General features: G+C 44.4%; 14 protein-coding genes. 4 read left to right on the forward strand and 10 right to left on the reverse strand.

The genetic code is table 11. The features are described from left to right. Window positions 1–188: 188 nt before the first annotated feature. Both UM181_00250 and UM181_00255 read right to left on the reverse strand, forming a co-directional pair. Window positions 189–803: an iron-containing alcohol dehydrogenase gene (locus UM181_00250; protein ID WQC63079.1), complete on the reverse strand. Its 615-nt coding sequence runs from the start codon at window positions 801–803 to the stop codon at window positions 189–191. A gap of 70 nt (window positions 804–873) precedes the next feature. Then, window positions 874–1,686, reverse strand: a complete 813-nt coding sequence (locus UM181_00255; protein WQC63080.1) for a glycosyltransferase — start codon at window positions 1,684–1,686, stop codon at window positions 874–876. A 501-nt stretch (window positions 1,687–2,187) separates the two neighbouring features. Between UM181_00255 and UM181_00260 the strand changes: the two genes are divergently transcribed. Continuing rightward, on the forward strand, window positions 2,188–3,363 hold the full coding sequence (locus UM181_00260) for a hypothetical protein (GenBank protein ID WQC63081.1): 1,176 nt from the start codon (window positions 2,188–2,190) through the stop codon (window positions 3,361–3,363). Between the two features lie 180 nt (window positions 3,364–3,543). Here UM181_00260 and UM181_00265 read toward each other — a convergent pair whose 3' ends face one another. The 7 genes from UM181_00265 to UM181_00295 form a co-directional block, all read right to left on the reverse strand. Further along, the gene (locus UM181_00265; GenBank protein ID WQC63082.1) at window positions 3,544–4,722 is read right to left on the reverse strand and encodes a DegT/DnrJ/EryC1/StrS family aminotransferase; all 1,179 of its coding nucleotides are present in this window, start codon (window positions 4,720–4,722) and stop codon (window positions 3,544–3,546) included. Further along, complete coding sequence (locus UM181_00270) at window positions 4,722–5,531, reverse strand: glycosyltransferase family 2 protein (GenBank protein ID WQC63083.1); 810 nt, start codon at window positions 5,529–5,531, stop codon at window positions 4,722–4,724. The genes UM181_00265 and UM181_00270 overlap by 1 nt, the downstream gene beginning before the upstream one ends. Then, window positions 5,524–6,327: an SDR family oxidoreductase gene (locus tag UM181_00275; protein WQC63084.1), complete on the reverse strand. Its 804-nt coding sequence runs from the start codon at window positions 6,325–6,327 to the stop codon at window positions 5,524–5,526. Before UM181_00275 ends, UM181_00270 begins: the two co-directional genes overlap by 8 nt. 437 nt (window positions 6,328–6,764) lie before the next feature. Next, window positions 6,765–7,718 carry a GDP-L-fucose synthase gene (locus UM181_00280; GenBank protein WQC63085.1) on the reverse strand — a complete coding sequence of 318 codons (954 nt, stop codon included), beginning with the start codon at window positions 7,716–7,718 and terminating at the stop codon, window positions 6,765–6,767. A 9-nt stretch (window positions 7,719–7,727) separates the two neighbouring features. Then, on the reverse strand, window positions 7,728–8,846 hold the full coding sequence (gene gmd, locus UM181_00285) for a GDP-mannose 4,6-dehydratase (protein ID WQC63086.1): 1,119 nt from the start codon (window positions 8,844–8,846) through the stop codon (window positions 7,728–7,730). Window positions 8,847–8,858: 12 nt separating this feature from the next. Continuing rightward, window positions 8,859–10,289 carry a mannose-1-phosphate guanylyltransferase/mannose-6-phosphate isomerase gene (locus UM181_00290; protein ID WQC63087.1) on the reverse strand — a complete coding sequence of 477 codons (1,431 nt, stop codon included), beginning with the start codon at window positions 10,287–10,289 and terminating at the stop codon, window positions 8,859–8,861. 601 nt (window positions 10,290–10,890) lie between these two features. Continuing rightward, complete coding sequence (locus UM181_00295; protein WQC63088.1) at window positions 10,891–11,352, reverse strand: GatB/YqeY domain-containing protein; 462 nt, start codon at window positions 11,350–11,352, stop codon at window positions 10,891–10,893. A gap of 163 nt (window positions 11,353–11,515) precedes the next feature. On the opposite strand from UM181_00295, the gene carA reads away from it, so the two are divergent. Beyond that, complete coding sequence (gene carA, locus UM181_00300; GenBank protein ID WQC63089.1) at window positions 11,516–12,679, forward strand: glutamine-hydrolyzing carbamoyl-phosphate synthase small subunit; 1,164 nt, start codon at window positions 11,516–11,518, stop codon at window positions 12,677–12,679. Between the two features lie 104 nt (window positions 12,680–12,783). Further along, entirely contained in the window at window positions 12,784–14,664 is a 1,881-nt protein-coding gene (locus UM181_00305; GenBank protein ID WQC63090.1) for a glycosyltransferase, read from the forward strand. Here the strand turns inward: UM181_00305 and UM181_00310 are convergent. Continuing rightward, window positions 14,610–15,251 carry a GntR family transcriptional regulator gene (locus tag UM181_00310; protein ID WQC63091.1) on the reverse strand — a complete coding sequence of 214 codons (642 nt, stop codon included), beginning with the start codon at window positions 15,249–15,251 and terminating at the stop codon, window positions 14,610–14,612. The two genes, UM181_00305 and UM181_00310, sit on opposite strands and share 55 nt — an antisense overlap. 92 nt (window positions 15,252–15,343) lie before the next feature. Here UM181_00310 and UM181_00315 point away from each other — a divergent pair, with 92 nt between their 5' ends. After that, window positions 15,344–15,988 carry a pyrimidine 5'-nucleotidase gene (locus UM181_00315; GenBank protein ID WQC63092.1) on the forward strand — a complete coding sequence of 215 codons (645 nt, stop codon included), beginning with the start codon at window positions 15,344–15,346 and terminating at the stop codon, window positions 15,986–15,988. The last annotated feature ends 42 nt before the right edge of the window (window positions 15,989–16,030 follow it).

Below are 16,030 nucleotides of genomic sequence, written 5' to 3' on the forward strand. Positions count from 1 at the left end.
GCTAACGCCCCTTCTAAACCTCAATGAACCAAAGTGCTGCTTGCAGGCAAACTTCCTAATATTTAAATTCACATGAGACAAAAAAATAGTGTTGTTACTCTAAGCTTTGTTAACCCGATAACTTAATTTGATACGATACCTCATCAGCTTACAGGTGCCTGTTCTATAAAAAACTAGGCCTTATATATTTAATCTAGTGAAAATATTTCAGTAATATCGCGGTCAGTGAAGCTAACCGGATTATTTGACATACGTTCCATATTTGCCTGTTTGGCAAGAAAAGCCCGTTGCTCTACTGTCTCTGCTCCAATCATCGTAAGTTTATGTGGAACACCGAGACTTATTATAAAATTTTCCAAAATCGTGTCAGCCTGTTTAGCAACTTCAATATCTAAGGATTTCATCAATTTCTGCATGATTTCTTGTAAATGCTTGCTTCCTCTCGCATCGCTAACCTGCTCTCTATGGGCTGTGGCATGCATTTTAAATATTTTGGGCAGCGTTAACCAAACCGCATGCTCATGGGGTATCCCATGATGATTGGTAATCCCATAGGACCATGCATGCGCCGCGGTTGTTTTAGAAATATTGATTGCATTCCCTGCTCGATATGCTGCGTTTGACATGCCCTGTAACGTCAACGGATTTGCATCGCCTTCTACAACGCTCTTAAGGTTTTTTGCGCATAATTCAACGGCTTCAAATGCATAGCCGCGGCTTTGTTCTGTAGACCCTGCAGCCCAAGCGCTTTCTATCGATTGTGCCAATGCATCAAGACCGTTACATGCTTTCTGATATGGCAAACATGTGTCAATCAGGATTCCGTCATAAGTTTAACATTAGCACTATATACAATAGAAAAATGTGATGAAGCTACTTAGTAAAAATTCCGTTATTTGTGAACGTTTTTTTTGAAGAGCGTGTCTGTTCTAATATCGCACGATTCTTTTGCAGCTGAGATCTATTCACATAACCCCGATCATGATGGAGGTGGTAAAGCGGAGCAGTGTATCGCAAGTGGCGTCCTTTGACCCCCAAATTAATCAGTCTTGCACCAAACTCTTTATCCTCTCCACCATACGCCATTTCTGTATCGAAACCATTAACTTTCAGAATATGGTCTCTAAACGTAGATGCATTCCCCCCTGCCCAAGAACAGCGCACCGGGGATAAAGAATCTAATACACACATAGCTCGATAATCAAACGACATTGATTTTAATTTTTCTGAAATTGACCTTGGTTGCCATCCTACTGGTAGCCATTGTTTGGACCAAGATATTTCTCTTTGATCAAGTATCTTATCTGAGAAACATTTCGTTAGCCTTATTACCGAGCCAGTTGCGAAGTGACCCTCTTTAGCTCTTTTCAAATGCCTTGAAATAAAACAAGGATGCATTACGCAATCGTCATCAATAAAAATTATGTAATCCGCTTGGCTGGAATACACCGCATCGTTAAGGATAAGGTTTTTTCGAAACCCTAAGTTTTTGTGCCATATATGGCGAATTTTTAAGCTGGGGTTTGCATACTGAAAATTTTGAATAACATTTTCTGTATCGCGATCTGAACCATCGTCGGCAATGCAAATTTCGCTTGGCAAACAATGCTGTTTTAGGAGAGATTGCAGAACAGTCGCCAAATACCTCGGTTTCTGGAAAGTCGCTATAACAAGTTCTGTAATCATTTAGCATCCAAGTAGTCAGTTCGGCATCATTTGTTAAAAGTTTTCGTTCACTAACGGAAGTGGCAATTTTTGGTTCGGTACAAACGTTTCAATAATACCAACTAAATCAGCTGGTTACGTCTATAGGATTATTAAAGGTAAATACCGCAACTCCTTTCTGACTCTATTTTTGAAACATGAAATCCGGTAGATAGCATTAGTGACGCGATCGATAAATTAATTGCAATTTAAAACGCCGTGGAGGTATTTCTTGTATACTAATAGAGTGAGCTTGTGACGCCAAGCTAAATAATGATAAACTCGAAAAGAACACTTACACGCACTCATGTCACCGCTCTGAGATTATTCTATTTTTATTGATTATGCCACTTGCTAATAAGCCGTATAAAATTATTAAGCTATTTGAATTTCTAGAGGTCAACGCTTTAAATAGGCATTTTTAGCAGTTTGTTTTTAGTAATAATGCATAAAGCGCGTCGACTAAAATATGGTAAATTCTGAATGATCACAATAATCGAAAAACATCTTGATAAGACTGGCGGACATTGGCTGTCGCAAATTAAGGCCGTAGAAAATCTTGCGAAAGATGAAAATTTGATCATTCTGACGGCATGCAATTCGAATGTACTTTTGCCACCCGCCTATATTATCAAACGTGTATTATCGACCCGACAAGAGCAAAAGAAAAAAAAATTAAAAGCACTCCAACATGATGTTTCTGTTCTCAAAAATATAATTCGCCAATCAAATGATAGCAAAAATTTTCGCATCCTAGTACCAACTGCTGAAAAACATGAGCTCCTAGTCTGCATGGACCTGCTTGCTCAAAATAGTACTAAGATAGTCTTCACTCTAAGAGTTCTTACTTATCAGTGCGTCAACAAACTCACTAAATCTCAGCGAGCAAGCCTACAAAGCTATGTCGAGGCCGGATTAATCAGCATTGTCACCGAAACGGAAGCTTTATCCGAGCTATTACGAAGTAAATACCAAATCAATGCGCAAAATAAATTTTTATTGCCCTGCTCTGTTGATCCGAAGGACAAAGCACCTCACCATGAGGCAAGCATTAGCTCACATTTTAAGATTGGCTATCTTGGAGGGGGACGAAAAGAACAAGGCTTAGACAAATTACCACAAATTTTTGCAGATTTAAAAAACTTGCTCAACAATTTCGATAAAGAGCTGTCATTTGAGTTAGTGATGCAAACGCCAAAGCACAAAACAAGATTACGAAAGGTAATTCATGATTATAAAATGCGTCGTAGTCTACGAAATACTGTAAAGCCTCAAAAAAAGATAAACCTCACTCTCCTGCCCGAAGAATTATCGACTGAGAAATTTGTCTCTACCATTCATTCGGTAGATTTTTTGCTTATTCCCTACAACTTAAAAGCCTATCAGGCCCGCGGATCGGGTATCATCATCGATGGTGTACTGGCCGCAAAACCTATTGTTTATACAAATGGGATCGGGATGGAGGAGTTTCTAATCTTCGGCAATGCAGAGGCGGCTACAGATAGTGCTGATTTTGCGTTAAAAATCATGGCTATGGTGCAAAACTTTGATGCATATCGCGCCAAAACACTCCTTGCACGAGACGCTATATTAGCACAGATACAAAAGTCGGCAGATACTCTTGCAGAAGGCCGATCACCAAATTACGGTGATATGTAGACTTAGTTTGAAATTTCCTGATCTGAAAAAACTTAAAAGCATTATCAGGTTACTCACCTTGTAAAGATAAATCTCATTTCCTTCAAAATTACAGATTACGACTCTATTTATGGAAATCTAAATCTTGTCCGAGAAAGTTCAACCCACAGGTGGACTGACCTCTTTAAGGCAATTTTAGATTCACTCTTCGTCATAGGGACGAGCAACCGTCAGGAAGGCTTCGGTGACCCGCATAATATCTTCATCTGTAAGATTGTGATGATTCGGAAGGTAAATTCCAAAATCATGTATTTTATCGGCATTAGGTAATTCGGACATTCCATTCGACCGCAACCAAAATGGGTGTTTACCTATATTACCGCAAATTAATGGTCGGCACTCGATATTTTGTTGTTTCAAAAATTCAAATATTTCGAGACGGTTTGTTACCAAAGTTCCATAGGCAAAGGAGGAAAGCTTTTGGGTTGGTCCTGTCTGGCAAAAGAAATTTGGCAAGTTTGTTTTATAAAGTTCGAAATTTTGTTCTCGTTTTTCAATAATACCATTTAGTTTTTTTAATTGGGATCGGCCAATAAATGCTTGAAGATCTGTCGAGCGTAAATTGAAACCTGGATAATAAAAAGTATACAAATTACGAAATGCATCAATGTCATTTTGCAATGTTAAAACTTTTCGTCGATCCTCTGATAGATCGCGTGACCACCCGTGTGAACGTAGTGATAACATAATTTGATGCAAGTCAGAGTCATCTGTCACGACCATTCCGCCTTCGATAGTTGAAATGTGATGTCCATAATAAAATGAAAATGAGCCTGCCACTCCATGTGAGCCAAGCTTTTTTTCGCCATATGTGCTCCCTAGTGCCTCACAAGCATCTTCGAGCATTAGCACACCGTAACGATCGCAGATTTGTTTGATTTCCTTAAGGTGGTTGGCATGACCAAGTACATGAACAAGAATTAGAATGGATGGTTGCTGAGTCTTACAGAGAAACTCAAGGTGGTTTAAGTCCAACCCTAAATTTTTTGAGTCACAGTCGCAAAGCGATACATCAAAGCCAAATTGCATCAGTGGAGAAACCGTTGTTACCCAGCTAACCGCCGCCGCTATTGCCTTGTTATTTCGCAAAAGACCTGCCTCTTTGAGGGCAAATATCATAAGTAGATTAGATGATGAACCCGAGTTAGTGAAGATTGCATGCCGAGATCCCATCCAATCTTTGAACTCTTCTTCAAACGCTATTGTTTGCTCAGATTTTGTGAGCCTGTTTCCATCCAGCATCCATTCCGATAATGCTTCTAATTCAGGCATTGTTATTGTGTCGTCAGCTAAAAGTACTTCGTTGCTTGCACTTAGCATCAATTGAACCCCGTTAATCTGCGTAAAATTCGTAAAGCTTTCATCTCGCGATAATAACGCTTTACCTCTTTGTAAGCACGTTTAAGTTGCTCTTTTTTGCTCGCATCTTGATGTGCATCGATAGTGATCGAAGTATCATGCATCCTAAAAGTTGCAAGGGGCAATTTCACATAGCCAATATGTGTATATCGCAACATTGATAGTAGAGTAACTAAACAGTCTGGCCCCACCCCATGATATTCAGATTTGGAAAGAGGTAACCGCCCTTGATAGAGCGCATCCAAAAGGATTTGTTTTCTATAAACAGCAGCGCCAGGAGAAATCAAAGACCGTAGTATACGACGCTCAATTTTTCTTTTCGGATAGATACCAGTTGTTGGCAGCCAATCAGAGAACATTTTCTTATCGAGCCCACCTTTGTTTTCGTCAACAAGATTTACTGCGCTAAAGGCAAATCCAACTTTTTCATCAAAAACAGCCATGCTTTCTCTAATAAAGTTTACGTCTATCCAATCATCATCAAATTGTAGGTGAACAAAATCACCGTTGGCATGAAGGACTCCATCAAGCCAACAAAAGTGAGGTCCAAAATCTCTGTCCCGTTTTATATAATAAACACGGTCTCCATAAGAAGACACAATTTCATCTGTATTATCGGTAGAGCCATGATTTACAATGATGACCTCAACATCATGGCTCTGTGCAAGCGAGCTATCAATTGCTTTTTGCAAAATCTTTGCACGATTAAAAGTCGGAATGACAATGCTCACCAGCGATTTGTCGCCGCCTGTACGTTTAAGTTCAATCAACAAGCTTCTCCATGAATGAGGCAAGAAGAGTCGTGTCCGCCACAAGATTGTCTCGCGCTCCCAAATGAGCGATATTCAAAGGCTCTGTCGAAAATGATTGAGCAAAATCACGGATCGTTGTAGGTTGGCCTGATCCAATATTTATTATGCCGGCGTATTTGTTGATTGCCAAGTCTACGATAATCTTAGCAGCTTGCTGCGCAGTTAAAAAATCGCGAACACTGTCAGCGCCATATAAGTCGAAAGAACGATTGAAATCATGTGTAGCAAGACGCCTTAAAATACTAGGTCGTAGATATGACCCGGTTTGTTTAGGATCATGGATAGAAAACACTCGACCGATACACAGGCAAATATCATATGCCAAACAAACATCTTTGGCGATAGTTTCGGAAACTAACTTAGTGCGCCCATAAAGAGAAATAGGCTCAGTTTTAGAATCTTCAGAAACTGTGTTAGTTTGCGGAGCATAGACATGCGCCGATGAACAGTAGAAAAGACTGGGCTTATGCTCAATTTCAGCGATTGCATTGAGAAGATTGATCGTACCACCAACGTTCACTAAATATGCATTTGAGGGATCTTTTTTTACTTTGTCTACAGCTACTTTAGCAGCTAAATGAATAACCGTATCCAGTTTACCCGCTTCTTTGATGAAGGCCTTAGTATTGGCGCTATCTGTCAAATCGCCATAGAAGCAAACAATCTCGATAGATTCACCCCTTGACTGAAGTGCATTAACTACATGACTTCCGACAATTCCACCACTTCCTGTTACCAAAACTCGTAGTACCATCTATTCCTATAACCCTCGAACCGTTGGCATTATTTAATTAGAAGAAGTCAGCAAAAGTTACCAGAGTAGAATATTCAATTTGAACCTATGATCAGTAAAGAATTTTTTTATTGGCCGATTTGCTTTTGATCCTACAGCAGTGATCAAACCTTTTACCGCCTAAGCAATAAAGTTGGGGGAATAAAGACGTAAGTAAAACGGGAAAGTCATCGTAATGTGAATAAATTTGAAAGATCGTCAATAAAGCTCAATGTCCACTAGATTTCCGAGTCATTAGTGCAACATCATGAGAAATCATTGTACGAACAGTGAAGAATTATTGTGGTACGGACTAAATGCAAGGCGCATCATTAAACTAGGGTCTTATCCAATGTCCGTAATCTTTTTGAATTCACAAAAAACTTTACAATTGCCTATTGTACATTCGATGTTTTACTTCAGCACTCTCCAGTTAAAGAGGTAAAATTTTCATAAGTAATCTCCAATCCCATTTTCAAACTAATAGTATTGGAAAATCCCAACCTTTTTAAAAATGCTGTATCCAGCAGTTTTCTTGGCGGTCCATCTGGCTTGGTTCGATCAAACACAAGGGCTCCAGTGAACCCAATTACATCTTTCACTGTTTCAGCTAGCTCTCTAATCGTAACATCTGTCCCAGTACCTACATTGATATGCGACAGCATTGGTTTCGTAGCGTCTAATAAAGTTTCCGTATCCAGGTAATGCACAAACAAACTCGCTTTAGCCATGTCGTCTACATAAAGGAACTCTCGCCTTGGCCTTCCCGACCCCCATACCACTACTTCATCTAGGTTGTTTTCTTTCGCCTCGTGGAACCGTCTGATGAGTGCCGGAACAACATGACTATTCTCTGGATGATAGTTATCTCCTGGTCCAAATAGGTTCGTTGGCATCACAGAGCGATAATCCCTGCCATACTGACGATTGTAACTCTCGCACATCTTAATGCCTGCGATCTTCGCAATCGCATAAGGTTCATTTGTTGGCTCTAGTACGCCCGTAAGAAGCGTTTCCTCTTTCATCGGCTGTTCCGCCGCACGTGGATAAATACAAGATGAACCAAGGAAGAGTAGTTTTTGCACATCGTTTATATGCGCTGCATGGATGACATTGTTTTGGATCTGGAGGTTTTGGTAAATAAACTCTGCCGGATAGGTATTATTCGCGTGAATGCCTCCAACCTTAGCCGCGGCTAGAATAACTTCATCAGGCTTTTCTGAGTTCATAAACTCATGAACTGCTGGCTGATCACATAAATCTAGCTCATCGCGCGCGCGCGTGATGATTTCAACATCTGCTTGCTTTTGTAATTGTCGGCATATTGCACTGCCAACCATACCCCTGTGACCTGCTACAAAGATCTTTTTCATCACGTAGCCTCAGTTTTCGATCGATACAGGAAGTTCAAGATCATGCTCTTTCAGAAGCGCAAGACGCCGCGCCGCCTTATGGTCTTCTGCAACCATTTCTTTACACATTTCTTGCGCAGTTATCTCAGGCTCCCACCCCAATTCAGCTTTTGCCTTAGATGGATCTCCCAAAAGGGTCTCAACTTCTGCAGGCCTGAAGTAACGCGGGTCAATTCTGACAATTACTTGTCCGACTGAGATCTTCGGTGCAAGATCGCCTGAGATGCCAGTGACGACACCAACCTCATCTAAACCTGTCCCTTTGAACTCTATATCAATACCAAGTGCATTTGCTGACCAAGTAATAAATTCTCGCACCGAATATTGCTTGCCTGTCGCAATTACATAATCTTTGGCTTCATCTTGCTGCAGCATCATCCATTGCATACGGACATAATCCTTTGCGTGTCCCCAGTCGCGCAATGCATCAATGTTTCCCATATGCAGGCAGCTTTCTAGCCCAATTGCAATATTGGCTAATCCCCGCGTAATTTTACGCGTAACAAAAGTTTCGCCTCTGCGGGGGCTTTCGTGATTAAATAAGATACCGTTGCAAGCATACATTCCATATGCCTCTCGGTAGTTTACACAGATCCAATAGGAATACAGTTTCGCAACCGCATATGGCGAACGCGGATGAAAAGGCGTCGTTTCTTTTTGCGGTGTTTCTTGAACTAATCCATAGAGCTCAGACGTGGAAGCTTGGTAGAATTTTGTTTTCTGCTCCAAACCTAAAAACCTAATGGCCTCAAGCATACGCAACGTGCCAACGCCATCTACATCAGCAGTATATTCAGGGCTTTCAAAGCTTACAGCAACATGGGACTGAGCACCCAAGTTATAGACCTCATCAGGCTCAATATCGCGAAGGATACGCGTTAAATTTGAAGTGTCAGACAAATCGCCGTAGTGAAGTTTGAAGCGGCTATTCTCTACGTGTGGGTCTTGGTAAATATGATCTATGCGCTGTGTATTGAAGAGAGAAGAGCGTCGCTTGATGCCATGTACTTCATAGCCTTTCTCGAGCAGAAATTCCGCAAGATAAGAGCCGTCTTGGCCAGTAATACCTGTAATTAATGCGCGCTTCATTTTATGTCTCTTCTAATTACGAGCGTATACATCTTCATATCGAATAATGTCATCCTCGCCTAAGTAAGTTCCAATTTGTACTTCGATTAGGACCATTGGAAGCTTGCTGGGGTTTTCCATGCGGTGTTTGGCACCTAGTGGCACATAGACTGATTGGCCTTCGCTCACAAGTTTGACCTCATCGTCAATTGTGACTTTTGCCGTTCCTTCAACAACAATCCAATGCTCTGACCGATGCTTGTGGCTCTGTAAGCTCAGCGCCGCTCTAGGCTTTACACAAATGCGCTTAACCTGAAAACGCTCACCTAAAGCCAGGCTCTCAAACCAGCCCCATGGGCGATGATCCTTCGGGAATATTTCTGCTTGAGCGATGTCTTTTGACTTAAGCAATCCTACAGCTTTTTTAACATCTTGCGCACGCTCTTTGGGAGCGACAAGCACCGCATCGGGCATAGCGATTGCCATAATGTCATTCAATCCTAGGCCAACCACCTGCTGGCTACCGCTCTCAGAGCGCAGTAAGCTATTCGAGCATTCAATCGCATGTGCAGTTTCAGAGGTAACATTGCCTGATGTGTCTGGCTCACTCTCTAACCAGACTGCATCCCAGCCTCCCAGATCAGACCATTTTGAAGCATAAGGAACTGCAACGAGGTTCTGCGCTTTCTCCATAATGGCATAATCGATACTGATACCCTCGATCTTGGACCAAGGCTCTGCAGCCAGGCGTAAAAAACCTAAGTCTGCTGAGGCTTCATTTATGGATTGTGAAACCAGATCTAAAGCTTCTGGCGTGTAGGTCCTAAAGGCATCAATCATATCCTGCGCACGGAATAAAAAGATCCCAGCATTCCAAAGATAGTTACCAGCCTCCACCATCTGCTTCGCATTCTGCAAATTAGGTTTTTCGACAAAGGTTTTGAGATCAGATGAACCGTAATCATCAAGGGGATCTATCGAGAGTTCTAAATATCCATATCCTGTCTCTGGGTGTGTTGGCTTAATGCCAAATGTAACCATCTTTCGATTTTGGGCATGTGTTAAACCCACCTTAATTGATTCATGGAAGTCATTCGTGTCAGGTATCACGTGATCAGATGGTGCAACCAGTAAGACGGCTTTTTCATCTCTGGAAAGCGCGAAAATGCTGGCTGCTAATATGGCAGCAGCAGTATTTTTTGGTTCTGGCTCAATTAAAATGGGGCCGGGGTCAATACCAATTTCTTGTAATTGATCGCCAATAATGAAACGGAGGTCAGAGTGCGTAAGTGTAATGTGCGGAGCAAAATCTAGTGTGCTGGAGGATGTCAGTCGCTGTGCACTCGATTGAAACAGTGTCTTATCTCCAATAAGCTTCGAGAACTGCTTTGGGTATGATTTCCGTGATAATGGCCAAAGGCGCGTTCCAGACCCACCAGCGAGTAAAACGGGATATATTGCCACAAAGATCACCTTTTCCAAATAGGGAACCGTTATCTCTTGTATTCATTCTTGTCTAGTTTTGATCGTTTCGGAGAGCTTATGTAAATAACTAAAATATTTTCTATTCAACTTAAGGAAATTTAAAATTCTTCAAAATTGACCTTTTCGCTTATCCGAACTCTCAATTCCATGGTATGCTTTGTATAACCGAGAGTTGCGCCTGTGAGCAACTCCAATTGACTAGTTCCAATGCTATATTTGAGCAACAGACGCCTAGATGGCGAAAATGCGAATGAACCCGCGAGGCATTGTAACAAATTTAAAACAAACTCAGGTTTTGATAGGGAACGCGTATGCTTCATAAATAGAAATTCAACGACGTAGTTTATACGTGCACACTCATTAGACTAAGCACAAGCGGTATGGTAGACTTGGCGTTGGTTAATAATCTAATGATCAGGTACTAAACGCACTTTTATGAAAAATAGTTAAAAGGTAAGCTGTCGAGATGATAAATTTCAATCGCCCGCCTCCTTAATCAAAGAAAATTCAAAGAACGATTTGCGAAGCTGTTCCAGATAAGGAGCGCCTCGCAGCTTGATAAAATCCACTCGGATTTTCTCTAAGCCGTCAGCCTCTCTTTCACCAAGGGGCCAACGTGGCCAAAATCCATCTGACCGATATATTTGCTTTTCAAAACTCCCATGACGCGCCCCATATCCCGGATAGAACTGGCGTTCATGTCTGCAATCGCTGTCTCAACCGCAAGAGAAATTTCATCCGCGCTCAACTGTTTGGGCAAAAACTCTTCAATAACCTTAATTTCAGCCATTTCCCGCTCGGCCAAATCCAACCGGCCAGCCTCTTCATATGTGCGGGCGCTTTCCTGACGCTGCCGAGTCATTTTGCCAAGGATTGCCATGACTTCGGTTTCGTCAACGCCGTCATCATTGCCATCCGCGCGCGCCGCGATATCTCTGTCTTTGATCGCCGCGCTGATCAAGCGCACGGTCGAAAGACGCTCGGCATCTTTTTCTTTCATCGCTTGCTTCATTGACGCAAGTATTCGGGCGCGAAGGTCCATAAAACACCTCTAATATCGTGACGGCCGCAAGCAGTAGAGAAAACCACAGCCAAGAGCAAGCACAGATTAAAAATCAGCAAGGAATCGCCGAGGCAGAGCCGCTTGACGCTTACGGCACAACTCATTAGGTTGCCGCAAATTTACTCCTCAAGAAAGTGAAAAAATGGCCTCCTCTTTCAGATCTGAGCCGACCGCCTGCCTCGCATTGGCCGATGGCACTGTATTTTATGGCAATGGCTTTGGTGCCCCAGGGGAAGCTGTGGCAGAATTGTGCTTTAATACCGCAATGACAGGGTATCAGGAAATTATGACTGATCCGTCTTATTGCGGCCAAATCATAACCTTTACCTTTCCACATATCGGCAATGTCGGGGTGAATAATTCAGACGATGAAGCGGTGGATCCGGTTGCCGCGGGGATGGTGGTGAAATGGGATCCAACGCGCGCCTCAAATTGGCGCGCACAAACAGAATTATCAGATTGGCTGCGCGCCCGCGGCCGCATTGCGATTGGCGGCATCGATACCCGCCGCTTAACGCGCGTAATCCGCCAACAAGGGGCTCCGCATGTCGCCATAGCCTATCATCCTGAAGGTAACATAGACCGCGAGGCTTTGATCGCAAAAGCCCGCGGGTTCAACGGGCTGGAAGGCATGGATTTGGCCAAAGAGGTCACGTGCCGCCGAACCTATCACTGGAATGAGCAACGTTGGACCTGGAAAGATGGGCACAAGCCTCAGCAGCGCGCCCAACATAAAGTTGTGGCGATTGATTATGGGGCCAAGCGTAACATTTTACGCTGTTTGGCCTCTGCAGGCTGTGATGTCACCGTGATGCCAGCAACAACGACGGCACAAGAGGTTTTGGCGTTACAACCGGATGGGGTGTTTTTATCAAATGGCCCAGGCGATCCCGCTGCAACCGGCCGCTATGCCGTGCCGATGATACAAGAAATCCTTGAAAGCACCAATTTGCCAATATTTGGTATTTGTCTTGGCCACCAAATGCTGGCTTTGGCGCTTGGCGGAAAAACCATAAAGATGAACCATGGTCATCACGGTGCCAACCATCCTGTGCGCGATCAAGAAAGTGGTAAAGTTGAAATCACGTCGATGAATCATGGGTTTGCTGTCGATGGGCAATCGCTGCCTGAGGGCGTGGTTGAAACGCATATCTCGTTGTTTGACGGATCAAATTGCGGGTTAAAAATGCAGAGCCGCCCGGTGTTTTCGGTTCAACATCATCCCGAAGCGAGCCCGGGTCCGCAAGATAGTTTTTATCTGTTTGAACGTTTCGCTGCCTCGATGAAGGCAAAGGTTAACGCGTAAACCTTTAGGTTAATCTTAATTATTTTGGCGTTCTGTGCCTTATGGCACATAAATTCAGCTTGCAAAGGCCTGCCGCCGCGACCTCAACCTTAACCTCTGTTTAGATGCCTGAATTTGGTAAAAAACTGGGGCAGATACTTCTTGAACAAGGCAAAATTTCTGCGCCGAAGCTCAGGCTTGCCTTGCACCAACAAAGCCTACACCCCTGCCCTTTGGGCGAGCTTTTGGTATCAGAAAAAACAGTCTCTCATTACAATATAGCAAAAGCCTTGGCGCAGCAGCAGGGTCTAAACCACGCGGAAACCCCCGATAAGCCTTCAGTTTTTCCTAAATCGGCAGCAGGTTTCTGGTTAAAGACAGGATTGGTTCCTTGGCGGTTTACAAATGGCCATTGGCAGATTGCTTGCGCAAATGTTCAGGATTTTTACAAAAATTTTAGAGAATTGCGCCAGATATGCGGTGATTTTAGTCTTGTTCTCGCCAGCCCTGCACAAATTCGAAGCCAAACGCTTCAGCTTTTTTCCGCGCAATTGCTTGAGCAGGCAGAAACAGGTTTGCCCAGCCATCAAAGCTGCCGATCACTCAATCTGAAACTCCCATATCTTATCGCCCTGTGTTGCGTTTTGGCGGGTTTGCTGCTGCGCAGCGAGCTCACTGCGATAGTGAGCCTATTCCACATTTTCTTGGGCGTGGCCTTGGCAAGCTTAAGCCTGTCAACCATCTTGAAAATCACAATTTTTATTGGCGCGCTTGGCCACAAACCAGCCTCTGCAGCGCCATCCAACCGGCCCCAAGTTCTGCCCCGTATCACAATTTTGATCCCGTTGCTCGAAGAACCAAGGATCCTGCATCACCTTCTCTATCACTTGCAAAGGCTTGACTATCCGCGCACGCATCTTGAGGTTATGTTGATTTTGGAAGATGATGATGTGGAAACCCAAACCGCATTATTAGCGACCGATCTGCCAAGTTGGTGCTGCGTTATAACGGTGCCAAAAGGGCGTGTAAAAACCAAACCACGCGCGTTAAACTTTGCCTTTGGCTTCAGCAGCGGTGACATTATCGGCGTTTTGGATGCCGAAGATGCCCCGGAAAAAGATCAGCTTTTAAAAGTTGCCAACCAGTTCGCTATGGCCGATCCCCGTCTCGTTTGCCTTCAAGGGCGTTTGGATTTTTACAACGCGCATAAAAATTGGCTAACACGCTGTTTTGCTTTGGAATATGCGGCATGGTTTCAGGTTATTTTACCCGGGTTGGCACGGCTTGGGTTTGCGCTTCCGCTTGGGGGAACCAGCATGTATATCCGGCGCGCGGCCCTGATTGATTTAAAGGGCTGGGATGCTTTTAACGTTACCGAAGATGCTGATCTGGGCCTGCGGTTGTCACGAGCGGGCCTACGATGCGCGTTGCTCGATAGCAAAACCTTTGAAGAGGCCACCAAAACGCCGCGAACTTGGATCACACAGCGCTCACGTTGGCAAAAGGGCTATATTATGACCTATTGGTGCCATAATCGATCTCCAAAGCGGCTGCTGGCTGATCTGGGTATTTGGCGCTGGGTTGGGGTGCACGCATTATTCGTTCCTGCGATTGCCACCTTCCTTTTTGCGCCGCTTTTTTGGATATTCTGGTGCGTGGCGGCAGGGCTGATGGCGCGGCAAGATCTGGCGCTTTCCCACGGCTATAGCAATGCAATCGGTGCGCTATTTGCATTGGCCTTGCTGGTCGATGGTGCGATCGGGGTTATGGCGGTGGAAAAATCAGGGCATAAAGGTCTCAAACGTTGGCTGCCGCTGCAACTTGTATATTTCACAATGGCCACCCTATCGGCGTATAAAGCGCTCTATGAGCTGATCGTAAACCGCTTTTATTGGGCGAAAACCGCGCATGGTGATCAATTGAGTCAAAGCTGGGGTGGCTTATCTTCCCCCTATGTCGCCTCAGATTTTTGTTTCAAACGGGTGACAAAAGCGGAAGATAAATGATGTTTCAACGCCTGATACGCCGCGTCTTCATCGCGTGTGACAATCGCTGTAACAATCGCCTGATGTTCTTTCATCGCCTCTAAGCCGCGCCCATCTGCGGCAAGCGACGTGGTCGCCATCAGCGCCATTGAACGGTGAACGAGATCGAGCTGCTGCACCAAATACCGGTTATGCGTTGAAAGATGAATTTGCTTGTGAAACCGCCGATTGGCCCGCGCCAAAGCTGAAGGATCATCGACCAGTTCAAAATCTTGCTCGACCATTTCAACCAGCACCCGCTGTTCTTCATTGGTCGCAGTGCGCGCCGCCAATTTTGCCGCCAGCCCCTCTAATTCAGCGCGCACAACATACAGATCTGCGATTTGATTGTGATCCAGAGACGAGACAAAAAGGCTGCGGCCATCCCGATTCAGAAGCGATTGTGTTTCCAACCGCTGCAGCGCCTCGCGAATGGGCGTACGTGAGACGCCGAAGCGCTCTGCCAAATCGCTTTCAACCAACCGATCACCTGGTTTAAAAACCCCCATATCAATCGCCTCTAAAATCAGCGTATATGCGTCTTTTTGATGTAATCGGTTAAGGGCCATATTGCACTCCGGTGATAAGTGCCTAATTTAGCGATTTACGGTTTTGGAAAGCAACCCCAACAGGGCAGCTTTTACAAGAAGGATTGACCATCATGCCGCAGAAGCTGCGCCACATCCGCCATTGGGTCTTTGATCTGGACAACACACTCTATCAGCCCTCTATCCGGCTATTTGATCAAATCGAAGTGAAAATGCGGGATTACATCGTATCAAACCTTCAGCTGACCCCGGAAGCGGCGGATACGCTGCGCGATGCTTATTGGCGGCGCTATGGCACAACCTTGGCCGGTTTGATGCAGGAACATGATATAGACCCCGATCCATTCCTAGAACAGGTACATGATATCGATTTTTCGAACCTTCCCAAAAGCGACGCGTTGGCGAAAGCCATTGAGGCGTTGCCGGGGCGCAAAATTATTTATACGAACGGAACCGCGCCGTACGCCCGGCACGTGGTGAATGCTTTGGGCTTGGCGGGACAATTTGATGCGTTTTATGGGGTTGAGCACGCGGCTTATCATCCCAAGCCCGCCTCACAGGCCTATGCCATTATTTTCGACGGCGAAGACTTGCAGCCGACACAAGCCGCCATGTTTGAAGATGATCCTCGCAATTTAGACGTGCCACATCAGCTGGGCTTGAAAACGATCTTGGTGAATGCCTCTCAAACCGGGAATAAACCCCATATTGATTACCAAACGGATGATCTCGTGCAGTTTCTGCGGCAGATCGTCTAAGCCCGTCGCTTCCGTTGGACTTGTCCTGATATCAGGTTATGT

The sequence above is a fragment of the Alphaproteobacteria bacterium US3C007 genome (assembly GCA_034423775.1).
Taxonomy (GTDB): domain Bacteria; phylum Pseudomonadota; class Alphaproteobacteria; order Rhodobacterales; family Rhodobacteraceae; genus Thalassovivens; species Thalassovivens spotae.